Annotated in this window: 23 protein-coding genes; 8 read left to right on the top strand and 15 right to left on the bottom strand. The window is 69.8% G+C overall.

What is annotated here, in order from left to right; translation table 11 throughout:
• Positions 1-50 precede the first annotated feature (50 nt).
• Positions 51-1,154 carry a glycosyltransferase family 4 protein gene (locus tag U5K29_14880; protein ID MDZ7679826.1) on the bottom strand — a complete coding sequence of 368 codons (1,104 nt, stop codon included), beginning with the start codon at positions 1,152-1,154 and terminating at the stop codon, positions 51-53.
• 173 nt (positions 1,155-1,327) lie between these two features.
• On the opposite strand from U5K29_14880, the gene U5K29_14875 reads away from it, so the two are divergent.
• Genes U5K29_14875 through U5K29_14860 form a run of 4 tightly spaced genes read left to right on the top strand, consistent with a single transcriptional unit; the run spans position 1,328 to position 5,087 of the window.
• Complete coding sequence (locus U5K29_14875; protein ID MDZ7679825.1) at positions 1,328-3,493, top strand: glycogen debranching N-terminal domain-containing protein; 2,166 nt, start codon at positions 1,328-1,330, stop codon at positions 3,491-3,493.
• 14 nt (positions 3,494-3,507) lie between these two features.
• Positions 3,508-3,915 carry an Rrf2 family transcriptional regulator gene (locus U5K29_14870; GenBank protein ID MDZ7679824.1) on the top strand — a complete coding sequence of 136 codons (408 nt, stop codon included), beginning with the start codon at positions 3,508-3,510 and terminating at the stop codon, positions 3,913-3,915.
• Positions 3,916-3,939: 24 nt separating this feature from the next.
• Positions 3,940-4,659 carry an iron-sulfur cluster repair di-iron protein gene (gene ric, locus U5K29_14865; GenBank protein ID MDZ7679823.1) on the top strand — a complete coding sequence of 240 codons (720 nt, stop codon included), beginning with the start codon at positions 3,940-3,942 and terminating at the stop codon, positions 4,657-4,659.
• The gene (locus tag U5K29_14860; GenBank protein ID MDZ7679822.1) at positions 4,656-5,087 is read left to right on the top strand and encodes a cupin domain-containing protein; all 432 of its coding nucleotides are present in this window, start codon (positions 4,656-4,658) and stop codon (positions 5,085-5,087) included. Before ric ends, U5K29_14860 begins: the two co-directional genes overlap by 4 nt.
• Here U5K29_14860 and U5K29_14855 read toward each other — a convergent pair.
• The 11 genes from U5K29_14855 to U5K29_14805 all read right to left on the bottom strand — a co-directional run bounded on the left by U5K29_14855 (position 5,075) and on the right by U5K29_14805 (position 15,246).
• On the bottom strand, positions 5,075-5,497 hold the full coding sequence (locus tag U5K29_14855; GenBank protein MDZ7679821.1) for a VOC family protein: 423 nt from the start codon (positions 5,495-5,497) through the stop codon (positions 5,075-5,077). The genes U5K29_14860 and U5K29_14855 overlap by 13 nt on opposite strands.
• Positions 5,498-5,533: 36 nt before the next feature.
• Positions 5,534-5,965, bottom strand: coding sequence for a TIGR03618 family F420-dependent PPOX class oxidoreductase (locus tag U5K29_14850; protein MDZ7679820.1), 432 nt, complete (start codon positions 5,963-5,965; stop codon positions 5,534-5,536).
• Between the two features lie 90 nt (positions 5,966-6,055).
• Positions 6,056-8,077 (bottom strand): CocE/NonD family hydrolase, encoded by a 2,022-nt coding sequence (locus U5K29_14845; GenBank protein ID MDZ7679819.1) that lies wholly within the window; start codon positions 8,075-8,077, stop codon positions 6,056-6,058.
• Entirely contained in the window at positions 8,074-9,366 is a 1,293-nt protein-coding gene (locus U5K29_14840) for a hypothetical protein (protein ID MDZ7679818.1), read from the bottom strand. Before U5K29_14840 ends, U5K29_14845 begins: the two co-directional genes overlap by 4 nt.
• Positions 9,367-9,505: 139 nt before the next feature.
• Positions 9,506-9,931, bottom strand: coding sequence for an OsmC family protein (locus U5K29_14835; protein ID MDZ7679817.1), 426 nt, complete (start codon positions 9,929-9,931; stop codon positions 9,506-9,508).
• Between the two features lie 133 nt (positions 9,932-10,064).
• The gene (locus U5K29_14830) at positions 10,065-10,541 is read right to left on the bottom strand and encodes a hemerythrin domain-containing protein (GenBank protein ID MDZ7679816.1); all 477 of its coding nucleotides are present in this window, start codon (positions 10,539-10,541) and stop codon (positions 10,065-10,067) included.
• Positions 10,542-10,587: 46 nt separating this feature from the next.
• Positions 10,588-11,301: an ATP-binding cassette domain-containing protein gene (locus tag U5K29_14825; GenBank protein MDZ7679815.1), complete on the bottom strand. Its 714-nt coding sequence runs from the start codon at positions 11,299-11,301 to the stop codon at positions 10,588-10,590.
• Positions 11,298-11,957: a molybdate ABC transporter permease subunit gene (gene modB / locus U5K29_14820; GenBank protein ID MDZ7679814.1), complete on the bottom strand. Its 660-nt coding sequence runs from the start codon at positions 11,955-11,957 to the stop codon at positions 11,298-11,300. The genes U5K29_14825 and modB overlap by 4 nt, the downstream gene beginning before the upstream one ends.
• Positions 11,957-12,763 (bottom strand): molybdate ABC transporter substrate-binding protein, encoded by an 807-nt coding sequence (modA, locus tag U5K29_14815; GenBank protein MDZ7679813.1) that lies wholly within the window; start codon positions 12,761-12,763, stop codon positions 11,957-11,959. Before modA ends, modB begins: the two co-directional genes overlap by 1 nt.
• Positions 12,760-13,791, bottom strand: a complete 1,032-nt coding sequence (locus tag U5K29_14810) for a helix-turn-helix domain-containing protein (protein ID MDZ7679812.1) — start codon at positions 13,789-13,791, stop codon at positions 12,760-12,762. Before U5K29_14810 ends, modA begins: the two co-directional genes overlap by 4 nt.
• Positions 13,792-13,830: 39 nt before the next feature.
• The gene (locus tag U5K29_14805) at positions 13,831-15,246 is read right to left on the bottom strand and encodes a trehalose-6-phosphate synthase (GenBank protein ID MDZ7679811.1); all 1,416 of its coding nucleotides are present in this window, start codon (positions 15,244-15,246) and stop codon (positions 13,831-13,833) included.
• A gap of 194 nt (positions 15,247-15,440) precedes the next feature.
• On the opposite strand from U5K29_14805, the gene U5K29_14800 reads away from it, so the two are divergent.
• The 3 genes from U5K29_14800 (at position 15,441) to U5K29_14790 (ending at position 18,235) form a co-directional block, all read left to right on the top strand.
• Entirely contained in the window at positions 15,441-16,088 is a 648-nt protein-coding gene (locus tag U5K29_14800; protein ID MDZ7679810.1) for a hemolysin III family protein, read from the top strand.
• A 13-nt stretch (positions 16,089-16,101) separates the two neighbouring features.
• Complete coding sequence (locus tag U5K29_14795; protein ID MDZ7679809.1) at positions 16,102-16,623, top strand: PH domain-containing protein; 522 nt, start codon at positions 16,102-16,104, stop codon at positions 16,621-16,623.
• Positions 16,624-16,696: 73 nt separating this feature from the next.
• Positions 16,697-18,235, top strand: a complete 1,539-nt coding sequence (locus U5K29_14790; protein ID MDZ7679808.1) for a PH domain-containing protein — start codon at positions 16,697-16,699, stop codon at positions 18,233-18,235.
• Here the strand turns inward: U5K29_14790 and U5K29_14785 are convergent.
• The gene (locus U5K29_14785) at positions 18,220-20,556 is read right to left on the bottom strand and encodes a transketolase C-terminal domain-containing protein (protein MDZ7679807.1); all 2,337 of its coding nucleotides are present in this window, start codon (positions 20,554-20,556) and stop codon (positions 18,220-18,222) included. The two genes, U5K29_14790 and U5K29_14785, sit on opposite strands and share 16 nt — an antisense overlap.
• Before the next feature lie 111 nt (positions 20,557-20,667).
• Here U5K29_14785 and U5K29_14780 point away from each other — a divergent pair, with 111 nt between their 5' ends.
• Positions 20,668-21,120: an Lrp/AsnC family transcriptional regulator gene (locus U5K29_14780; protein ID MDZ7679806.1), complete on the top strand. Its 453-nt coding sequence runs from the start codon at positions 20,668-20,670 to the stop codon at positions 21,118-21,120.
• A gap of 18 nt (positions 21,121-21,138) precedes the next feature.
• Here U5K29_14780 and U5K29_14775 read toward each other — a convergent pair whose 3' ends face one another.
• Both U5K29_14775 and U5K29_14770 read right to left on the bottom strand, forming a co-directional pair.
• On the bottom strand, positions 21,139-22,107 hold the full coding sequence (locus U5K29_14775; protein MDZ7679805.1) for an LLM class flavin-dependent oxidoreductase: 969 nt from the start codon (positions 22,105-22,107) through the stop codon (positions 21,139-21,141).
• 99 nt (positions 22,108-22,206) lie between these two features.
• On the bottom strand, positions 22,207-23,877 hold the full coding sequence (locus tag U5K29_14770) for an ABC transporter substrate-binding protein (GenBank protein MDZ7679804.1): 1,671 nt from the start codon (positions 23,875-23,877) through the stop codon (positions 22,207-22,209).
• Positions 23,878-23,906: the final 29 nt, after the last annotated feature.

Here is a 23,906-nt window from a genome sequence, read left to right as displayed (position 1 = left end):
GCCCCTTACCCCGTCCCGGCGCCAGTCACGCCTCGTCCACGGCCAGGTGCTCAGGTGAGCAGCGCAGCGCCGGAGCGTCTCAGGTCGATGCCAGCGGGGTCGGACAGGAGGTCGTGGTAGAGCGCCAGGTGCTGGTCGACCATCCTCGAAGCGGAGAAGCGCGTCGTCGCAGCAGTACGGCACGCGTCGCGGTCGATCGTGGAGATCTCACCCAACCGCGCCACCATCTCCTCCCGGGACCGGCACAGGAACCCGGTGCGACCATCGTCGATGATCTCGGGCGCGGCTCCTTCGGGGTAGGCCAGCACCGGAGTTCCGCACGCCAGGGCCTCGGCCATGACCAGGCCGAAGGGTTCGGGCCAACCGATGGGGTTCACCAACGCCGCGGCGCCGCCCAGCAGCTCGACCTTGCGGAGGTGGTCGACCGGCCCCACATAGACCGCGTCGCTCCCGAGCAGCGGCTCGACCCGCTCGGTGAAGTACCGGTGCTCGTCGGGCTCCCACATCTTGGCGGCCACGATGATCCGTCTCCCCGCCGCCCGGGCGATCTCGATGGCCTCGTGGACTCCCTTGTCGGGGCTCATCCGGCCGAGGAACAGGACATAGCCGCCCTCGCCGCGCCCCTTCGGGTAGGACCCCACGTCGATCCCGTGGTGGATGACTGCCGCCACCGGAAGGTGCGGCGCCGATCGCCGCTGATCGTGGGAGATCGCCACGACCGCCACACCCGACGCAGCTGCGCGGACATAGGAGCGATCGGCCGGTGGTGAGAGCGTTCCGTGCATGGTGGCGACGACCGGCGCCTGTGGCGGGTGAAGTTCGGGCCGCGACGGGCCGGTGACCGTGTGGTCGTGCACGATGTCGACGTCGGCCAGCACCTGGTAGGCCCGTTCGACGTGGGCGTCCTCGGTGAGACGGGACGCGGTCCCGAGCGCGTGAGGGTGCAGCCAACGCCGGGTGACCGGACAGGTCGAGTCGCCGGTCGTGAACAGGACGACCTCGTGCCCGCGGGCCTGGAGACCACGGGCGAGCAGGTCGACGACCATCTCGGTGCCGCCGTAGACCGCCGGGGGGACGCTCACCCACGGCGGTGCGACGAGGCCGACGGTGAGCCGTCGCGGCCGCTGGTGGCGGTGATGGGGGTTCGAGACCATTGCACCCTCCGGTGCCCGGTGCGGGCTCGCGCCCGCACCTTGATCGAACCACGTCCGCCTCACCGCCGCCAGGGTCGAAGGTCACGGCTCTTGCGAGGCGAGATCGGCGAGCGGTCGCCATGGCCTGGCCCAAGGGGCGGTAGCGTCCGGGACGAGGCCCGGGAGGTCTGTCGATGAGCCAGGATGCATCGCCGTTCGCAGGGACCACCCCGGTGGCGTCGCTCGGGGGTGCCGGCGGCGCGGTGACCCTGGTGGCGGGCCAGACGTTCTGTGTGTCAGGAGAGACCGGCGACATCGTCACCGACCTGCCCCACGGGTTGTTCGTGCTCGACACCCGGGTCCTGTCGGACTGGGAGCTGCGGGTCAACGGGCACACCATCGAACCACTGGCGGTGGATGTGACCGAGCCCTTCTCGGCGACCTTCGTCGGCCACGCGCGACCAGCGGCGGGTCGCGCCGACGCCGACATCGTGCTCTTCCGGTGCCGCAGCATCGGATCGGGGATGCGCGAGCAGGTCGCGGTCACCAACCACGGACTCTCCGAGGCGCCCGTCGTGGTGGAGCTGATGTGTGGGGTCGACTTCGCCGACCTGTTCGAGGTCAAGGAGAGTCGGGTCCGTGAACGGGGCGAGCACGGCCACGAGGTCAGCGAGGAGAGGCTGCGCTACACCCACCGCGACGGCACGCACACCAAGGCCGTGACCCTCCACGCCCACGACGCGGCGAGCGTCGAACCTGGCCACATCACCTGGCGAATGGTGCTGGGGCACGGACAGACCTGGGAGATCTGCGTCGAGCTCACCGTCGAGATCGAGGGCCGGGACCTGGAGGCCCGATTCCACTGCGGCGGCGCCGACGAGGAAGCCCTACCGGTGCGGCGCATGCAGTCGTGGCGGGCCACTCTTCCCGGTGTCGAGACCGATCACCAGCGGTTGGCCTCAGCGGTGCAGCGATCGGGTGAGGACCTCGGCGCACTGCGCATCTTCGACCCCGACCATCCCGATGTACCGATCCTCGCGGCGGGAGCCCCCTGGTTCATGACGGTGTTCGGCCGGGACTCGCTGCTGACCGCGTGGATGACCCTGATCGCCGACTCGTCGCTGGCGGAGGGTGTGCTGCGCACCCTCGCCCGCTTCCAGGGCTCGAAGGTGGATGCTGCCACCGAGGAGGAACCGGGGAAGATCCTTCACGAGATGCGATTCGGGTCCGGTGGGAGCCTCTCGCGTGGAGGTAGCAACACCTACTACGGGTCGATCGACGCCACACCGCTGTTCGTGATGCTCCTGGGCGAGCTCGCACGGTGGGACCCCGCCAGCGAGGCCGTCTCGGAGCTGCTGCCCCACGCCGATCGAGCGTTGGGGTGGATCGAGCACTTCGGCGATCGTGACGGAGACGGCTATGTCGAGTACCAGCGCCAGAGCGACGACGGTCTGGTCAACCAGGGCTGGAAGGACTCATGGGACGCGGTGCGTCACCTCGACGGGGAGCTGGCGACCGGACCCATCGCGCTCTGTGAGGTCCAGGGCTATGTCTACGGCGCCTACCTGGCTCGGGCGCATCTCGCCCTCGCAACCGGCGACGTCGCGACGTTCGATCGGTACCGCGACCGGGCGGTCACGCTGCGTCGACGGTTCAACGAGGACTTCTGGCTCGAGGAGCACGGGTGGTACGCGCTCGGCCTCGACGGCGACAAGCAACCCATCGAAACGCTGGCGTCGAACATCGGCCACTGCCTGTGGACCGGGATCGTCGATCCCGACCGGGCGGACGCGGTCGTCGCACACCTGATGTCGGAGGAGATGTTCTCGGGGTGGGGCATCCGCACACTCGCCACCTCGATGACGGCCTACAACCCGGTCAGCTACCACAACGGCTCGGTCTGGCCCCATGACACCGCGTTGTGCATCGCCGGGCTGGCGCGCTATGGCTATCTGGATGACGCGCATCGGGTGATCGATGGTCAGCTCGCCGCGGCGGACGCGCACGACGGCCGGCTCCCCGAGCTGTTCGCCGGGTTCCACCGCGAGCGACTCCGCACCCCGGCCGCCTATCCCACGTCGTGCTCGCCCCAGGCGTGGGCAGCAGCGGCGCCCCTGCTGTGGCTGCGGGCGATGCTGCGGTTGGACCCCTGGGCACCCGGAGGCGAGGTGGCCCTCGAACCAGCGCTGCCCTCATGGTTGCACCGGCTCCATGTCGACGGGATCACCGTGGCCGGTCAGCACCTGACCGTCGAGGTCGAGGGTGACCAGGTGTCGGTCACCGGAGAGGGCCCCCTGCGACTCGTCCGCCGGGCCCGCCCGCCGCAGTGGCAGCCCGATGCGCCGACGAGAACCCGATGAGCTAGTCTTATAGTGTGAGACTGGAAGTTACCCGGAAGAGCGACCTCGCCGTGCGGATGCTGCGAGTCCTCGCGGCCAGCGATCGCCGCCTCAAGGGCCCGGAGCTGGCCCTGCTGGTCGACTCCACCGCAGGGTTCGTGTCCCAGGTCGCCACGCCTCTGGTACGCGCCGGCTGGGTCCGCTCCGATCCCGGGCCCACCGGTGGCTACTCGCTGATCGGCGATCTGTCCTCGGTGTCGGTGCTGGCCGTCATCGAAGCCGTCGAGGGCCCCACCGACTCGGGTCGCTGCGTCCTCGCCGACCGGCCCTGCAACGAGACCGGCACCTGCGCCCTGCACCAGCCATGGCAACGGGCGCGCTCCCAACTGCGTCACGAGCTCGACGCCACCGCGGTGGCCGATGCCTCGCTGTTGCCCACCTGACCACCACACGAAGGAACACCTGCCATGACCATCATCGATCCCCAGACCACCCTCGGTGAGCTGGTCACCCGTCGCCCGGCCCTGGCACCACTGCTCGACCAGCTCGGACTCGACTACTGCTGCGGCGGCCAGCGCACCCTCGATGCCGCGGCCCAGGAGGCCGGGGTCGGCCTCGATCCCCTCATCGAGCAGCTGAGCACGGTGGATGAGCCCGAGGCCCCCGTCGAGTGGGCCGAGCTGGGACCCGGCGAGCTGGTCGACCACCTCGAGGCGACCCACCACGCCTACCTGGACGATGCGCTCCCGCGACTCGAAGCCCTGGCGGTCAAGGTCGCCGGCGTCCACGGCGAGCGCCACCCCGAGCTGGGGAACGTGGAACGGCTGGTGCACGAGCTGAGGGCCGACCTCGAGCCCCACCTCCGCAAGGAGGAACAGGTCCTGTTCCCCATGATCCGCGAGCTGACCTCGGCCGTCGCCCCACCACAGTTCCACTGCGGGACCCTGGCCAACCCCATCTCGGTCATGCTGGCCGAGCACGATCGGGCGGGTGAGCTGCTCGCCGAGCTGCGCACCACCGCCGCCGACTACGTTGTCCCCGACGATGGCTGTGCCAGCTACCAGGCGCTCTACGCCGGGCTCGACGAACTGGAAGCTGACACCCATCTCCACGTCCACAAGGAGAACAACCTGTTGTTCCCCGCTGTGCTCGACGCCGAACGTCGCCTCGCCGCCACCCCACGATGACCCCACCCCACGACGAAGGGGGCGACCCGCCGTGCTGGGCGCACCTGGTCGGCGGTGACGAGACGGCCGACGCCATCGGCCCGGTCGTGGTCGACCTCGGTGCAGCCGCCAGTGGCGCGGGTGGCGCCGTATGGAGCCTGCCCCACGGCGGTGATCTCGACGCCAACCTCGTCCGCCTCGCGCCCGGCGGCGAGATCGCCCGACATGTCAACGCCGACGTCGACGTGTTGGTGTTCGTGCAGTCGGGCACCGGAGAGCTGACGATCGACGACGACGTCCATCCCCTGCGTGGCGATGTCCTCGCGCTGGTTCCCCGGGGCGCCCACCGCAGCATCACCGCCGGGCCGAGAGGCCTGACCTACCTCAGCATCCACCGGCGCCGGAGCCCGCTCGGCATCCAGCAACGCCGGAGCGATCAGCCGGGATAGCAGCGCAGCTCGACGACGGTGTCGTCGGGATCGAGCACGTACACCGATGTTGCCTCGCCCCGGGCCCCGAACCGCGGGACCGGACCCTCCTGCACCCGGAAGCGGTCACTGGCCACCAGGGCGTCGGCATCGAAGGGCGCGAACGTGAGGCAGAGGTGGTCGAGGTGGCCGCCGGTGGTGACCGGACCCTCGGTGGGTGCCCATCCGGCCGGGACGAGGTCGATGATCGTGCCGGCGTTGACCCGGACCGAGGGAAACGGAGCGTCGCCCCGCTCCCACTCGTCGAGGCGCACGCCGTCGAGGCCCAGCACATCCCGGTACCACGACAGGGTCGTGGCGACGTCGTTGCAGCGCAGCACCACGTGGTCGAGCTCGCGCACCTCGAGCCGTGGGGGGTCAGGCTGGTTCATGCGGTGAACGGTATCGCTGCGCCCTCGAGGGCGCGGTCAGGACGTGACCCAAGGGCCGTTGCCACCGAATCGGTCGACCTGGACGGCCACGGTGACCGCGGTGGGCGACCGGCTGAGGTTGAGCGGATGATCGGCTCTGCCGACATGGACCCGGCACAGCTCGTCGCACAGATCCTGATCGGCGGGACCGAGCACTCGGGCGCGTCCTCGCACCACCAGGTGCTGCTGGGTTCCCGAGGCGTTGCGGGCTTCGTCCTCGATGGAGAGCACCACACGGGGCTCGCGCCGGATGTTGCGCACCTTGGCGGTGGCCTCCTCGGTGCAGAACTGGATCTCGTCTTCGCGGACCCCGCACCACACCACCGACACCTGGGGTGTCCCGTCGGAGTTGGTGGTGATGACGTGGGCGAGCGCGTCGGAGCCGAGCAGCGCTTCGACGGGCGCAGGGATGGAACGCAGCGTGGACATGGACCACCTCCGGTGAGGGGTGTGGGGTTCCCCGAGACCATCATGGCCGGTGATCCGGCCCCGGTCCACGGGTGCAGACCTACGGCGAGGTCAGAGCAGGTCTCGGGCCACGGTTCGGTCCCAGTTGCGGCTGAAGATGCGGGTGTCGTCCTCGTAGGCGTCGAGCGTCGAACGCACCCTGAAGTGGGTGGCATCGGCGGTGAGCTTGGTGTTGGTGACCGTCCGCACCGACCAGTCGCCCCTGGCGAACCCGCGGACCGAGGTGGTCTCGCCTTCGAGCGAGGTGAAGTCCGATCCGGTGCTGCGGTACCACTCCCACGTCTGGTCGAGGAGATCGAGGTCGATCTCGTCGATGTGCACGGTCCCCTCGTCCTTGACGACCTCGAGCGTGGACTGGTCGATGGCCAGGTCGCGGATCACGCGCCAGGTGTGGTGACCGGGCTCGACCACGTGGGTGTCGATCGGAGGCGCCCCTTCCGGCGGCTCGTACGGACGGAGCCGGGCGTCGCTCTCACGAGGCTCACGGACCGGCAACGTGACCGAGCTGGACCCGGTCATCACGCTGAGGCGCACCGGTTCGGGGGGCGGCCAGGCCAACGGCCAGTACGAGGTGGAGATGGCGATCCGGAGCCGATGTCCGGCGGGGAACACCGCGGCGATGTCGTTGAGCTGCACGCTCACGCGGTAGCGATGACCGGGCTCGAGCGGGGTCGGGTGCTCGTGGCTGTCGCGATGGGTGAGGTTCAGCAGGCCGTAGGTGACACGGGTGGCCTTGTCGTCGGGGGCGACATCGGAGAGCCGAACCGCCACCATGGCGACCGGGCGGTTGGCCGCCACGTCGAGCTCGACCATCGGCGCCCCGAGCAGCTCGAGCGGCTCGTCGAGCGGGTCGCTGTCGAAGACCAGGGCCCCGCCGTCCTCCTCGCGCTGGTCATGGGGGAGGTCAGGGGTCGCCGAATAGGAGCACCACTTGCCGGCGAAGAGGCCGATCGACAGCGGTGACTGCACCGTGAGCTCGACGGGCTCGCCCTCGTCGCCCTCGTCGACCAGTCGCGAGGGTGCCAGCGCCAGCGTGGTCGGGGTGACGTTGGGGGTCGGCCACGAGTCCTCGGCGACCCACCGCCCGGGCCGCATGTCGTAGCGGGTGATCGGAGGCACGCTGTCCTGCATCCAGGTCCGCAGCACCGGTTCGCGGTCCATGCCGTTGTCGACCCCCTTGAGCCACCGGTCCCACCAACTGACCATCTCCTGGAGGAACCCGATGGCGGGACCGGGGATCCCGAGGTGGGGGTACTTGTGGCTCCACGGTCCGATGAGGCCCAGGCGGGGGACCTCGAGGTTCTCGACCAGGCGGAAGACCGCGTTGGAGTAGCCGTCGGCCCACCCGCTCACGATCATGACCGGGCATTCGATGGCCGAGAAGTCCTCGCACACCGACCCGTGCTTCCAGTAGTCGTCCCGGCGCTGGTGCTCGAGCCACAGGTCGACCCACGGACGGTCGTGCTCGAGGCGTTCGAGCCACTGTTCGCGCCAGGAGTCGCCGACCAGCTCGGGGTCGGGCGGGCACGAGTTGTAGGCGAACATGACCGACCCCCACGAGAGGTTGTCGCCGAGCAGGCAGCCCCCCATGTAGTGGACGTCGTCGGCGTAGCGGTCGTCGGTGGCCGCCACCGCGACGATCGCCTTGAGCTCGGGCGGCTGCAGCGCGGCCAGCTGCAAGGCGTTGAACCCGCCCCACGACTTGCCCATCATGCCGACTGAACCGGTGCACCACGTCTGGTCGGCGAGCCAGGCCATGACCTCGAGGGCATCGCGTTGTTCGAGCTCGAGGTACTCGTCGTCGAGCAGGCCGTCGCTGTCGCCACTGCCGCGCATGTCGACCCGCACCGCGGCGTAGCCGTGCCCGGCGAGGTAGGGATGGGTGATGGCGTCGCGGGTCCTGGTGCTGTCGCGCTTGCGGTAGGGGATGTACTCGAGCACCGCCGGCACCGGGTCGCGCTCGGCGCTCTCGGGCAACCAGATCCTCGCCGCCAGACGGCACCCGTCAGACATCGGGATCCACACGTGCTCGTGGACCTCCACCCGGCGCGGGAACGAGTCGATGACCTTCACCAGTCTTCTCCTTCTTCGACGAGAGCGATCCCCAGGGCACGTTCGCACGCCTCGAACTTGTGCCGCAGGTCCGCGTCGGTGTCGGCTCCGACGTGCACCTCGCCGAGCTCGAAACTGTAGCTGTCCTGGTCGGGTAGTTCGGACAGCCGGTCGCCGGCGGTGACGTGCAGGTGGATCGAGGTCCCCGGCACGATCTCCTCGAGGGCGGCGATCTCCTCTGGCGTCGGCACCGACATGACGGTGGCGTCGTGCCAGCAGCGCAGGAAGAACTTGGCCGCGCACGCGTACTCACCGGCGCCGCTGGGCATCTCGGGCTCCTGGCCGACCCCGAGGTCGACGACCACCTTGAGGTTGGCCACCCCGTCGACCTTCGCGAACAGGTCTCCGTGGGACTGCGACGCACGGCAATTGATCTCGAGCAGCCACAGATGGTCGGCGTCAGCATCGTAGAAGAACTCGACGTTGAAGGCGCCGTGGTCGTAGCCGGTGGCGGCTAGCACCGTGGCCGTCACCTCGTACATGCGGTCCTGGACGACCTCGGGCAGGTGGGACGGGTACTGGTAGCGAGTGAAGGTGCTGCGGTTGGGTGCCCGGAACGAGTCGACCACGCCGTAGGAGTGCACCGTGCCGCGGTGGACATAGCCCTCGAGCGTGCACTGGTGGCCCGAGATGAGCTGCTCGGCGATGCACGCGTGCGCAGCCAGGGCGCTGACCTCCGGTGGTGTCTCGACCTGATCGAGCAGCCACTCGAGCGGCTCGCTGATGCGGTCGATGCCGTTGCGGATCTCGAGGAGGGCGGGCTCGATCGCGCTCTCGGACCCAATGCGGAACCCGAGGTGGGAGCGAAACGAGCGCACCGGCTTCACCCAGTAGGGGAACTCGAGATCGAGCGTGCGCATCGCCGTGTCGTCGAAGGGGTCGAAGGCGGCGAAGGCCGGCGTGTGCTCGGGGATGCAGTCACGCTGGACGAGCCGGCTCCAGTACTTGTGCTGGCAACGCAGCACCGCGTCGAGCGATGGGCTCGGCAGTCCCCGCTCGGCGCAGAGGATCGCCGCCATCTCGGTCACCGGGAAGTCCCAGAACGACACGATGCCATCGACGCTGCCCCCGAAGGCATCGAGGGTGGCGCGGCACCGGTCCAGCCACTCCTCGACGGCGAACTCCTCGACCCCGCGGATCGTGTCGTGGTCGAGCAGCGGATGGAAGCGATAGCGGTCTCCGCTACCGGGGAGGGCCTCGAGCAGCACCCGATTGGGTTCGTCGAGGCCCAGGACGAAGATGTTCATCACGGCGTCGATCCTAGGCACCAGTGGCGAGGGCCCCACCTGGGCGGGGGCCGCGCCCCCGAACCTGCCCGCCGGGGAACTCACCCGTCTGTGCGGCCGGCCCTTGACCCCGGTCGGCGACGGTCCCGACCAAGCGAGCTGATCAGGCCAGGGTGGCCTCGAGGGTGATGGTGGTGCCGGTGAGCGCCTGGCTGACCGGACAGTTGCTCTTGGCGCCCTCGGCGGCTTCGGTGAAGTCCTCGGCGGAGATGCCCGGGACCTTGCCCCGCACCGTGATGTGGATGCCGGTGATGCCCTCGCCGGGCTGGAAGGTGACCGCGGCCGAGGTGTCGAGCGATTCGGGCGGGTTGCCGGCTTTGCCGAGCGCCGCCGACAGGGCCATCGAGAAGCACGACGAGTGGGCGGCGGCGATGAGCTCCTCGGGGCTGGTGCGGCCGTTGGGCTCCTCGGCCCTCGACGGCCACGACACGTCGAAGGTTCCGATCTCCGAGGACTTCATGGTGACCTGACCGGAGCCCTCGGCGAGCGGGCCTTCCCAGTGGGTGGATGCGTTGCGGGTGGTGGCCATGGCTGGTGGGTTCCTCCGAAGCAGAGCGGACACGGACGGCCTGCGACCAGTTGGCCGGGGCCTCGGGCCGCAGCGTAGCGGCCGGGGGATGGATCGCTCCCCGTCCGATGGACAGGCGACCGGCGCGACGCGATCAGTCCATGGCGCCGATGTCGACCTGGTAGGCCTGGTAGAGCAGATCGGACCCGGCGAAGCGATGTCGGGCCAGCCGGGAGAGCACCTGCAGGATCGCCTCGCGCGCCGCGGAGACCTCGTCCGGAGTCCGTGGCGGCGTCGACGCGGTCAACCTCTCGAGCGCGCGCTCGATCTCGCGGTGGTCGGAGCGGAGCTTGGACACGTCGTTGGCCAGGCGGGGGGCCGCGGCCTCGATCTCGGAGAACAGGCCTTCGGTGCCTTCGGTGTCGTGGACGTGGTGCTCGAACATCGATGCGAGCTCGGTGGCGGCATTGGCCACCCCCGCCCACCACAGGTCGAGCCGGCCGGGGAACGGAGCGGCCGCGGCCGACGCCAGGTGCTCCTCGGTGGACCGCAACCGTTCCCGTCGCGCCTTGACCTGGGCCGCGGTGCGCTGGTCGAGTGTTGCCGGTGGGGTGGTTGCAGCATCGGGCATGGGATCAGTCTCGCACCCGGGGCCGCGCAGGGGAAGGGGCGGGGGATCAGGGCCCGAGCCCGAGCAGCTCGACCAGCTCCCGGTGGTGGTCGGGCCGTCGACGGTGCAGATCGTGGGTCGCGATGGTCCGCCCCGGCTCGTAGACGACGACCCTGTCGGCAAGTGCGGCGATGTCGGCGATGTCGTGGGTGACCACGAGGGCGGTGGTGCCGGTCTCGCTCACCAGGCTGGCGACCAGCTCGCGCAACGACTCGCGGGTGGGCTGGTCGAGGGCGGTGAACGGCTCGTCGAGCAGGAGGGTCCTGGGCTCGCCGGCCAGTGCACGGGCGAGGGCGACGCGCTGTTGCTCACCGCCCGAGAGCCCGCTGGTCGACACGGTCGCGAGGTGGGAGGCATGCACCCGGTCGAGCCATCGCCGGGCCTGCTCCCTGCGCTCGGCACGGTTGTCGCTGCCCGACACCGCGAGGGCGACGTTGTCGAGCGGGCTGCGGTGGGGGAGCAGCGCTGCCTCCTGGAACACCATGCCGAGGTGCCGGTCCTGGGTGGGGACGTGGACACGCTTCGCGGGATCGGCCACCGTGGTCCCTTCGAGCACCACCGTGCCCGCGGTCGGGCGCAGCAGTCCGGCGATCGTCGCCAAGGTCACGCTCTTGCCCGCGCCGGACGGGCCGAACAGCGCGGTGATCCCAGTGTCGGCGGTGAAGCGGGCGTGCACGGTGATGGGCCCGACCGTGGTGGTGCAATCGACGGCGACGGTCATGCCGGCCTCGTGGAGTACTGGGAGATGGCCAGCAGCACGACGATGGCGATCGCCGCCAGCACGAGCGAGCCGGTCCGGGCCGTGGTCTGGTCGCCGACCTGGACGGCGTCGTACACGGCGATGGGAAGGGTCTGGGTCCGCTGCGGGATGTTGCCCGCAACCATGATCGTGGCACCGAAGTCGCCCAGGGCCCGGGCGAAGCCGAGGGCGATGCCCGCGGTCAACCCGCGCCGGGCGACCGGCAGCGTCACCAGGGTGGCCACCTTCCACTCGGGGTGTCCGGCGACCCTCGCCGCCGCCTCGATCCGGGGATCGACGTCTTCGATCGCGGCCCGGGAGGTGCGAACGACGAAGGGCAGCGCCGACACCGTCGCCGCCACGATCGCCGCGGCCTGGGTGAACACCAGCGGTGAGCCGAACACCTGCTCCCAGCCCCGACCGACGGGGCTGTTCACCCCGAGGGTGGTGAGCAGGTAGTAGCCGAGCACCGTGGGCGGGAGGACGATGGGGATGGTGACGACCGCCTCGAGCAGGCCCCGACCCCGGAACCGGCCCTTGGCCAGGACGTAGGCGAGCGCGACACCGAACACGCACGCCAGCAGCGTGGCGGTGGTCGCCACCCGCAGCGACAGCCAGAGGGGGAACCAGTCCGCCATCACCGGTCGGGTTCGGGGTCGTCGGGCACCACGAAGCCGTAGGAGGCCATGGTCTCGCGCCCCGCAGGCGTGTCGAGGTAGGCCGCGAAGGCCCGGGCGGCGTCGCCCTGCTCCCCGGTCGAGGTGACGACCAGGGCTTGGCGGAGCGGGTCGTGGAGATCGTCCGGGACGAGCGTGTGGTCGCTCCCGTCGGCGATCACCAGTGAGAGGGCGATGATGCCCACGCTCGCGTTGCCGCTCTGGGCGATGCGGAACGTGTCGGAGATGTTCTCGCCATAGACCAACCGGTCGCGGAGATCGTCGAGGATGCCCGACGTGGCCAGAGCAGCCTCGGCGGCGAGGCCATAGGGTGCGTGGTCGGGGTTGGCGATGGCGATGCGCGAGTACCGCGGATCGGTGAGGTCCTCGATGGCGTCGGGCAGGGGGGTCCCCGGCGGGGCCCAGAGCGCCAGGCGCCCGTAGGCGTAGGTCGCCTTGGTGTCGGCCTGGCCCCGACCCGCGTCGATGACGGCGTCGACGAACTCGACGTTGGCCGAGGCGAACAGGTCGAACGGGGCGCCGTTGATGATCTGTTCGCGCAACAGGCCGGACGACCCGAACGAGAAGGTGACCTCGGTGCCGGTCTCGTCGGTGAACGAGGCGCCCAGGTCCTCGAAGGCGAAGCGCAGGTCGCTCGCGGCGGCCACGGTGATCGTGGTGTCGGGCTGCGCGTCGGACTGCTCGGCCGCGCCGCACGAGGCCAGGACGGCGACCAGGAGTCCGAGCACCAGTCTGGTGACACGAGGTGGTGCGTGGCGTCGGTTCACGTCGCCAGCTCGGTCCCGGTCCCGGCCAGGTCGTAGCCGCCGAGGGCGGCCACCTGCCGCGACACCGTGGCGCCGGCCAGCAGCTCGACCATGGTGGCCAGTGCGGGGATTCCGGCGAAGCGTCGGTCGATCCACAGCTCGGCGGTGTGCACCTCGATGGGGTCGAAGGCCAGATCGAAGGCGCGGGCTGCAGCCTCCATCGTGATGCCCGCGGTGGCGCTGCCGGTCGCGACCCGACGGAGCCGGCGGGCGACATCGAGGTGCCCCGATGCCACCGGCCCGGGCGGCGCGGGGTCGCCGCCGAGGGCGACGAGGGCGCGCACCAGCGCCTGCTGGGTGCCGGCTGAGCCTTCGCGTTGGATCACGTCGGTTCCCCCGGCAGCGATCACCTCGAGCGACGGTGGGGTGTGCCGGCCGGCGAGGCCCACCTGCCATCGGGCGAGGTGGATCCGGCGGACCGCGACGGGTGGTGCCGGCAAGGTGCCCGATGGCCCGTGGACGACCACGGCGTGGACGTGGCCCTCGGCCAGGGCGTCGAGGGCACGCCCGGTGGAACGGTGGACGGCGATGACGCGGTGCGGGCTCTCGTGCTCGACCACCGTGGCCAGCAAACCGAGCATCGGGTCACACCCGGCGACCATCACCGCCTCGTCGGCACCGGGGTGCAGCCACTCGATCCGGTCGCCGGCGACGACAGCGTTGGCCAGGTCCCAGCGCTCGAGATCGTCGTCGGCGTGGGCCAGGTCGGCGGTCACCACCCGGTCGCCGACCACCGCGGCTCGAACCGGGCCGTTGCCGGGCCGGGCCCCGTCGACGCTGGCCACCCCATCACGAGTGGGACCCGAACCGAACAACGACTCGACGGTGGCGCCCAGCGCCGCTGCCAGGCCGAGCGCGGCCGCAACGTTGGGGGAGTGGCGGCCGGCCTCGATCGAGCTGACGAGCTGACGGGTCACCCCCGCCCGTCGAGCCAGCTCCTGCTGGCTCCACCCGCGCTGCTCCCGTGTGGCCCGAATCCTGTCACTCATCGACAGGAAACTAGCAGCGCCGGGTCGGCTCCGCTGGTCTCAGGGCTGGTGCGAGGCCAGGTCGGCCAGGAACCGACGGGCCCAGTCGACCGCATCGTTGGCCAAGACGGCGGCTCGCATCGGCTCGAGCCGGGCGCGGGCCTCGGTCGGCTCCATGGCCACCGCCTGGGCGATGGCGGTCTTGAGTCCGTCGATGTCGTAGGGGTTGACCAAGAGTGCGTCGCGTAGCTCGGTCGCCGCTCCCGCGAACTCCGAGAGCACCAGCACTCCGGTGAGGTCGTAGCGGGTGGCGACGTATTCCTTGGCCACCAGGTTCATGCCGTCACGGAACGGTGTCACCAACATGACGTCGGCGGCGCGGTACATGGCGATGAGCTCGGGGAAGTCGACGTTCTGGTGGATGTAGTGCACCACGGGGAACCCGACCCGCCCGTGGTCGCCGTTGATCTCACCGACGAGGCGGTCGACCTCCTCGCGGAGGGTGATGTAGGCCTCGACGTCGTCGCGGCTGGGCTGGGCCACCTGCACCATCGTCACCTGGCTCGGGTTGACGTCACCGTCGTCGAGCAGCTCCTTGAGGGCGCGCAGGCGCACGTCGATGCCCTTGGTGTAGTCGAGGCGGTCGACCCCCAACAGCACGGTGTGGGGCGCTCCGAGCCGGGCGCGAAGGTCGCGGGCGTGGTCGGAGGTCTTGTCGGTGCGGGCGGCCTCGTCGTAGCGGGCGACGTCGATCCCGATGGGGAAGGCCTTGGTCTGCACGATGCGGTCGCCGAGGTCCAAGCGACCGTCGCCGGCGTCGGTCGCGAGCCCGAGCCGCTGGGCGAGCCGGTGGAAGTTGTCGGCTGCATCGGGGGTCTGGAACCCGATGAGGTCGGCCCCGAGGACCCCGTTGGCGATCGTGTTGCGCCAGGGGAGACCGACGAAGAGCTCGGGTGGGGGGAACGGGATGTGCAGGAAGAACCCGATGCGCAGGTCGGGGCGCATCTCGCGCAGGAGCCCGGGCACGAGCTGGAGCTGGTAGTCGTGCACCCAGACCGTGGCGCCGGGACCGGCCACCTCGGCGGCCACCTCGCTGTATCGACGGTTGATGCGTCGGTAGCCGTCCCACCAGTGCCGGTGGAACTCTGCCGGCACCGCCTTGTCGTGGTAGAGCGGCCACAAGGTGCCGTTCGACATGCCGTCGTAGAACAGCTGCTTTTCGTCCTGGTTCATGGCGAGCGGGTGCAGGTGCAATCCGTCGTCGACGAACGGGTCTTCGTCGGAGGCCGATCCGGTCCAGCCGATCCAGGCCGCTTCGCCGTAGTCGACGATCGCGGGCCGCACCGCCGAGACCAGCCCGCCGGGGCTGGTCTCCCAGTGCCCGTCGCTGCCGCTGTCGTCGTCGTCGACCCAACGCACGGGCAGGCGGTTGGCAACGACCAAGAAACTCGGACCGGACTCTGCAGGATTCGCCATGTCGTTCAGTATGGAGTGCCGTCGTCGCGAGTCGCACGGTCGACGAGGGTGGTGTCATGACCGCCGCTTGTGCGCGGCGGTCCTTGCGAGCATGGGTGAGCATCGCCGTGACCGGGCCGGCCTGCTGGTGCAGCTCGCCCGCCTCGATGGCCTGCGCCGTCGTTGCCGGCCCCTCGTCAAGTAGAGTCGAGGGTGTGAACATCGTGAGCGAAGCGCTCGATCTCCCCCTCTGGCGGGGCCGCGCCCACGCGATCACGTTCTTCGCCGCCATCCCCGCCGGTCTGATCCTCGTCGTGCTCGCCGACGGCGCGACCGCCCGGGTCGCAGCAGCCATCTACGCCGCGACCCTGCTCGCCGGCTTCGGCACCTCGGCTGCCTACCACCGGTTGGCCCGCACCCCGCGCGCCCGGCAGGTGATGCAACGGCTCGACCATTCGATGATCTTCCTGCTCATCACCGGCACCTACGTTCCCATCTGCCTGCTGGCGCTGCCGCCGGAGTGGGGGATCCCCATGTTGAGCGTCGTCGGCGTCGTCGCCCTGGTCGGGATCGTGCTGAAGCTGGTGGCGTTCCACCGGATCCGCTGGCTCGGGTTCGCCCTCTACCCGATCCTCGGGTGGAGCGCGCTGGCGGCCGCGCCGGTTCTGGTGCATCACCTCAGCCCGATCCAACTCGCCCTCATCGTCGCCGGCGGGGTCATGTACACCATCGGGTTCCCGGTGCTGATCACCAAGTGGCCCGATCCCTGGCCCCGTACCTTCGGCTACCACGAGGTCTGGCACACCTTCACGATCATCGCGGCGGTGTTCCACTTCTCGGCGGTGGCCACCCTCGTCGTCTGAACCGGTGGCGGCGGTGCAGAATCACGATCCCTCGGCGTCGGCCGACGAGCTCGAAGCAGGACGATGGTGCTCGCTGCACCCGCGGGTCGTCACCCGGTGGCGCATCGACACGGTGGGCAACGGGCTGTTCGTCGCCGTCCCGCTGGCGGCGGCGGAGCTCATCGCCCGCAACTCAGGCTGGCTGGATGGGTGGCCGATCCTGGTGGCACCGGCGGCCATCCTGGCGCTGGCGGTCCTCGCCGGGCTCGTGTGGCCTCCCATCGTCTACCGCCACTGGTCGTACCGCCTTGCCGACGATGCGCTCGAGATCCGCCGCGGGGTCATCGTGCAGCGCCGTTCGGCCGTTCCCTACCGCCGGGTCCAGCAGGTCGATCTGTCGAAGGGGCCCATCGACCGGCTGCTGGGGCTGGTGAGTGCCGACCTGACCACCGCCGCGGCGACCAGCGACGGCTCGGTGCCCGGTCTCGCGTCCGGCGATGCGGAGGCCTTCCGTCAACTGGTGCTCGAGCGCGCCGGACGCGATGACGCCGTCTGAGCCGCCACTGCCGCCCTCGGGGGCGCCGGGATCGCCACCACCACCACCACCGCCACCGCCACCGCCGCGGTCGATGGGCGGAGCCGGCGACTGGGCGACGCCGCGACGGACACATCCCGTCAGCCCATGGCTCGACCTGTTCTCGTTCGGGCGCGGTGGTCTCGGCCTGATCCTGGTGGCGGTCGCGCTGGGCCAGCTCCTGCTGCTGGCGCTGGCGGTCGCCTACAACATTGCGGCATCGCTGCTCGTCTGGTCCCGGCGCACCTGGAGCTTCGACGGCCAGACCATCACCCTCGACGACGGTGTGATCTCGCGCACCTACCGGCGGGTCCCGGTGACCCGGGTCCAACACGTCGAGGTCAGCGAGCCGCTCCTGCACCGATTCGTGGGGTTCGCGGTGGTCCGCATCGAGACCGCGGGCGGCGCCGGCAGCGCCGAGGTGCGACTCGACGCGCTCGGCAAGGACGAGGCCGTGGCCCTCCAACGGCACGTGGTGGCCGCTCGTGCCCGGGCACTGGCCGATGGACCAACCGGCCCGACCGGCGCCGATGATGCCGGCGACGTGGGCGACGAAGCCGTCGGCGGCCGGCCCGATGCGGAGGCACCACCACCCCCCGAGGTCGAGGTCCTGCGGTTGTCGGTGTGGAAGGTGATGCTGGCGGGGGTCACAGGGTCGAACCTGCTGGTGGTGTTCGCGCTCATGGGAACCCTGGCCGACACCCTGAGCCGGTTGCCTCGGAGCATGGCCGAGTCGGTCGAGGAGGAAGCGGGAACGCTGCTGGTCTCCCTCGGGTTCCTCGCCGGCGCCCTGGCGCTGGTGGTGGTCGCCGTGGTGGCAGCGGCACTCAGTTCCCTGGCTACCCACCACGACCTGACGGTGGTGCGAGCTGGTGACGAGCTACGGCTGCGTCGGGGCTTGTTCGAACGACGCGATGCGGTGGTTCCCCTGGCGCGGGTCCAGGCCGTCGCGATCCGCCAGAATCCCCTGCACCGACTCCTGGGCTACGCCTCGATCCAGATCCGCAGCGCGGGGACGGGCGCGGGAGCCGAGGCTCAGCTCTCGGTGCCGCTGGCCGATCGCGGCGAGATCGACCGGTTGCTGGCGGTGGGGATCGGTCGAACCGTGGACCGAGACCATCTGGCGGCGGCACCCAGAGCCGCGCGGAGCCGCAGGATCGTGCGGCGCCTGGCGGTCGCCGCGCTGCTCATCGGCGTCGCCGTAGCCGTGGGGCGCTCGCCGACCACGGTGGTGATGATCGGAGTCGCGGCGGTGGCGCTCTCGGTGGTGATGGGACTGGACGCGTACCGCAACCTCGGCCACCGCCTCGACGGTGATCTGCTGGTCACCCGCTGGGGGTCGCTGCTGCGCCGGACCGTCGTGGTGGTGATCCCCCGCGTTCAGAGCACCCGGATCTCGGCCAGCCCGTTCCAGCGATGGCGGGGGCTGGCCACGTTCCGAGCCGATCTCGCGGGCCGCGGCGTCACCCCCCTCGTGCTCGACCAGCGGGCCGACCGATGCGCATCGATCGAGGCCGAGATCCGCGACCGCGAGCTGGTCGACCACCCCGTGGCGACAGGCTCGGTGCAGATGGAGCCTCACGCCAGATCGTAGATCGCCAGCAGTGCAGCGTTGACCACGTCCCCGGTTGAGATCCCAGTGAGCTCGTGGAGGTCGTGGATCGTCCCGGACTCGCCGAAGCGGTCGACCCCGAGGCTCACCTGGGGGGCACCGATCGCCGAGCCCAACCAGGCCAGGGTGTGGCTGGCGGCGTCGTGGACGCTCACGATCGGCCGGTCGCGCTCGGCAGGTGGGATCAGTCGGTGCAGATGGCTCGGCCGACGTATGGCCCGACCAGCGTCGAGAGCCGGACGGACTTGCCCCTGCCAGGACCGGTAGAGGCGGTCCGGGCTGGTGACGTTGATGACCGTGGCTCCGACGCCTTCACCGTCGAGCTCCTCAGCAGCGCACAACGCCTCGGGGACCAGCGCGCCGGTCGCCACGATCGTGACCGCTGGTCGGCCATCGACAGGCGTCTCGGCCAGCCGATACCCGCCGTCGAGAACCAGCTCTCTCAGTCCTTGCTCACCGGTGCGCGCGATCGCCGCATCGAACGGGGCCTGGTCGATCGGCCGCGTCGACAACCGCAAGTAGCTGCTCTCCCCGTCGGCTCCACCGAGGCGATCGAGCGCCTCGCACAGCATCCAGTCGACCTCGGTGGCGAAGCACGGTTCGACGTAGGCGAGCCCGGGCAGCTCCATCCCGAGCGACGCGGTCACACTCGATTGGTGGGCGCCGCCTTCGGGAGCGAGCGTGACCCCCGCCGGAGTCCCCGCGACGACGAATCGGGCGGCGTTGTAGAGCCCGTAGATCAGCGCGTCGAGCCCCCGGAGCACAAACGGGTCGTAGACGGTCGCCACCGGAAGGAGGTGCTGACCGTGGTGCTCGTGGGAGAGGCCGAGTTGTCCGAGCAGCATGAACAGGTTCATCTCGGAGATCCCGAGCTCGATGTGCTGGCCTGATGGAGCGGGCGCCCACTTGAGCAGCTGTTCGCTACCGCCGTGGTCCGCCCGCTCGTCGTGGGAGTAGACGCCGACCTTGTTGATCCACCCGCCGAGGTTCGTCGAGACCGAGACGTCCGGTGTGGCAGTGACCAGGCGGGAACCGACCTCCTCCGCCGCGAGGCGGGTCAGCGTGCGGCCGAAGGCCTCCTGGGTGGACACGGTGCCACGACGAACGACTTGGGACGCCCGTGCGGGCACTGCCGGCCGGGGTTGCGACCCGAAGGGGTCGCGCCGCAGCCTGGCGCCGGTCTCGCTGCACAGCCTTCCCGCCGCGGAGTCGGGATCGAAGCGGTTCCACTCCGATTCGCGGTCGAGCTCGACCGAGCAACGCAGGTCGTCGATCTGGTCTTCGGTCAGAAGCGCGGCGTGGTTGAGCGGATCGCCAGCCGTCGGCAGTCCCCATCCCTTGATCGTGTAGGCGAAGACCACACTCGGCCGATCCGACTCGGAGTCGCAGGTGTCGAGCGCGTCACCCAACGTGGACAGGTCGTGGCCGCCCAGGTCGGCGAGTAGGCCGAGCAGGTCTTGGTCGTCCACGTCGGTGAGCGCTCGGCCCACCGCAGGGTCCGCGCCGCGGAGGAACGTGTCCCGAAGGCGGTCTCCGTCGAGCTTGAACAACTCCTGATAGGCCTCGTTCGACATCGCATCGATGTGGTTGCGGAGGGCATCGCCACCAGGGCGCTCAAAGGCTGCGGTGAGTCGGCGGCCGTACTTCGCCTCTGCGACGTGCCACCCGGCGTTGTGGAAGAAGCCGGCGAGGCGGGTCTCCTGGATGTCGGGGATGATCCGGTCGAGGCTCTGGCGGTTCAGGTCGATGATCAACGTGAAGTTGCCGAGTCCGGCGGTGACAGGTTCGGCAATCGCCTCCCACACATTGCCTTCGTCGAGCTCGGCGTCACCGGCCAGGGCGAAGAACCGGGCGGGAGGTCCGTCGCCGAAGTGGTCATCGCAGTAGCGGCGCGCTGCAGCGGAGAAGAGCGGGGCCACGGCTCCTAGGCCCACCGATCCGGTCGAGTAGTCGGGGACATCGGGATCCTTGGTGCGCGACGGATAGGCCTGCAGACCGCCGCGAGCGCGCAGCTTCGTGAGATACGAGCGATCGAGGGCCCCGATGAGATACATGAGCGCGTGATAGGCGGGGGAAGCGTGGGGCTTGACCGCAACCTTGTCGTCGGCTCGGAGGTGCCCGAACCACAAGGCCGCGAGGATCGACACCATCGAGGCGGAGGAGGCCTGGTGGCCACCCACCTTGATTCCCATCGGCTCGCGCCGGTTGGCCTCGTCGACCATGCGCGTCCCGAGCCACAGGATTCGCTGCTCGATCTGGTGGAGCACGTCCTCATCAAGGTCGCGCGCGTCGGGTTTGCTCATGGCGGTGACGGTAACCACCGGGGTCGCTTCGCGCCATAGATCGTTGCCGAAGCCAGGCGATAACGCAATGAAGCGTGCGTGTTGAGCCGGAATCGGAGATGATGGTTGTTCATGGACCGGGATCCTCCGATCGTCGACGCAACGGATCAGCACATCATCGGCCTGTTGCGCGAGAACGCTCGGCGCACCTACGGCGACATCGGGTCCCGGGTCGGTCTCTCCGCGCCTGCTGTGAAACGTCGAGTCGATCGGCTGGAGACGACCGGGATCATCACCGGCTATACGGCGCTGGTGGATCACGCCGCCCTTGGCCGACCGCTCGAGGCCTTCGCCGAGCTGCGGTTCGTCGGCAGTGCACCGGTGAACGCCATCGAGGGTCTGGCCGACGCCATCCCCGAGATCCAGGCGCTGTTCACCTTGGCCGGCGATCCGGATGCACTCGTCTGGCTGCGCGTTCGCGATGTCCAGGATCTCAAGCGCGTTATCGACCGGATCCGGCGCACCGGTGCGGTCACCGGCACCAAGACGTTGATGGTGCTCGACTCGCAGCTCGGTGGAACCTGACCAGCCGGGTTCGAGGCGTCAACCCACGAGGTGGGCGAACGCGTCTCCGGCTCGCTCCACCACCTTCACCGGGTCCGGTGCGATGATCGTCAGGTGCACACCGTCGACGTCGGCGGTGTCGAGGAAGCGCTCCAGGCGCGTCGCGCACTGTTCGCGCGTACCGAACAGCACCATGCGCTCGAAGAGGTAGTCGAGCACCTCGGGAGTGTCGTCGAAGAGGTGTGCGTTGGGGTTTGGCACCCCGACTGTGGCGTGGTGCCCGAAGTCGTAGCGGTCGAGCCCTGCGCGCAGTGGTGCCTGGAGCTCCGTAGGGATGTGTTTGGAGGCGAAGGTGACGTCGAAGGCGAACCGGGCATAGGCGACCGGAATGGCGGCGTAGTCACGGCGAGCTTGGGCGAGGTCGGCGTCGTCGTCGACGATGTAGGTGGGGATCAGCCCCCAGATCCGGGGCGCCCGCTTCCCCCGCTCGGCGGCCGAGGCTCGGGCCAGACCCCCGAGTTCGGCTACGGCGGCGGGCTCGGCACCGGTGCCCAGGATGACCGAATCGGCGACCGATCCGGCCATCGCGGCGGCGCGCGGGCCGCTCGCCGCTACCTGGATCTCGGTCGTGTCGGGGATCGCGCCCCTCATGTCGTCGACCGCGCGAGCGAGGTGTCCCAGGGTGGCCGGACGTCGGCCAATGCTGTGGACGGCACCGTCGCCCGAGGCGAGCCCGAGGTAGTACCGCTCCGGATGTAGCTCCTCGTAGGCTCGAGCACTCGACGCGTGGATGGTCCAGTGGCGACTCACCGGGTTGGTGACGTTGGAGCCGACCTTGATGTGCTCGGTCGCCGCGAGACAGGCCGAGACGACCGGGTACATCTCCTGGTACAGCACCGGTGAGTCCGAGATTCCGAGACCCCAGAAGCCCCCGGCTTCGACCCCGCGCGCGATGGCGACCGCCTCGTGGACCGAGCGCGGAAGCCAGATGAAACCGATGTCGGGCATGACCCTCCTGTCGGTGGTGTCGGGGCCGGGCGAGCCCAACTCCCCGCCCGGCCCCGACACCGATCCCCGGATGCGCGGCCGGGGACGGTCTGGTGTGGATCAGCCGGCGGGCTGGAGCTGCCGGAACTCGACGTTGGCCTGCGGATTCCCCATGAAGCCGGTCACGCCTTCGTTGAACACGTAGTACTTCTCGGTGTCCACGAGCGGCACGGACGGCATGTCGTCGAGCATCATGTCGTTGGCGTCGGCGACGAGCGCCGTGCGCTCTGGTCCCGGCTGGGTCTCGAGGATGTCGACGGCCAGATCGTCGAGCTCGGGGTTCGAGTAGCCCATCAGGTTCACGATTCCATCAGTCCCGTAGAAGACCTGTACGTAGTAGGCGGGATCCGGGATCTGCGGGGCGCTGGTAGCGAGCCACGCAGCGAGCGAGCCGTCTCGCTTGCCCGCGTCGAAGTCGGCGTTGGATGGAATGTTGTTGATCTCCACATCGACGCCGATCTGGGCGAGCTGGTCGCGCACGAGCACAGCGATCTGCTCGACCTCGGGGCCGAGATTGCCGATGCTGTAGGACAGCTCGAGCTGCAGGTCCTCCACGCCGGCCTCGGCGAGCAGATTCCTGGCTCGGTCGAGGTCCTGTTCGAGTGGCTGCTCGGCCGGGTCGAACCCGAAGGCGTTGTGGAAGTAGTCACGGGCCGGCGCGCCGAATCCCTGATAGGCGCCCTCGACGATGGCGTCTCGATCGATGGCGAGGGCGAGTGCCTCGCGAACGCGCGGGTCGCCGAAGGGCTCGACCTCGTGGTTGGTGACGAGGAGCATGATGCTGGGGAACAGCATCTGCTCGAGTTGCAGCGACGGGTCGTCCTGGACCGATGTGAGCTGGTCGAAGGTGAGGCCGAAGCCGACATCAGCTTCACCACGCTGGAGCAGTTGGAGCCTGCTCGACCCGTCGGAGACGGCGCGCATGACCACGTCCTCGTAGGCGGGGGTCTCACCCCAGTACCCGGGGTTGGTGGCGAGCCGCACCTGCGTGCCGGGGTCGAAGGAGTCGACGGTGTAGGCGCCGAAGGAGGCGTCATTGGCCGCGAGCCACTCGTATGCGTAGGGGTCCTCCTCGGTGGCGTGCTGGAGCACCTCGGCCGAGTCGAGAATCATCGTGAAATAGGTGGTGAGGATCGAGAGGCTGACCGCGTTGGGTTGGTCGATGTGCAGCCGGAAGGTGCGGTCGTCAACCACCTCGATCGGCTCTTCGAGGTTCCACCCGCCCTGGTTCATCAGGATGCGCGCGATGGGCACGCCCTCGGAGTTGATCATCCGTTCGACGCTCCAGCGGACGTCCTCGCTGGTCACCTGATTGCCATACGGGCTCTCCGCTCCTTCCCGAAGTGTGAACGTGACGACCTTGCCGTCCTCGGAGATCTCCCACGACTCGGCGAGTGCCGGCGCGATCTCGTCGGGGGACTGGATCACCGTGGCATCGGGCTCTGGCGGTTCCCACCACAAGAGGGTCCCACCGAAGTTCGGGATCAGATCGAGGGAGATGTTGCCCTCGTAGCGCTCGGGGTCGAGGCTCGACAGCACCGCCGGGGTGATCACGGTCAGGGTCGAGTCGTCCGATGCCGTGGTGTCGGCCGGACTGTCGCCGCTGTCATCGCCCGACGAGCCGTCGTCGTCGCCCCCACACGCCGATGCGACGAGGGCGATCAGGGTGAGGAGCGCGAGCAGGGCTCGGGGTGCGAGACGGGCCGGGGCCCGCCCTCGATCTCGGTTCATTCGGTCTCTCCATGGGGGGTTGTCTGCGG

Source organism: Acidimicrobiales bacterium (genome assembly GCA_034521975.1).
Taxonomy (GTDB): domain Bacteria; phylum Actinomycetota; class Acidimicrobiia; order Acidimicrobiales; family SKKL01; genus SKKL01.
Note: the sequence above shows the minus strand (reverse complement) of the source record. Positions and strands in the feature narration are given on the sequence as shown.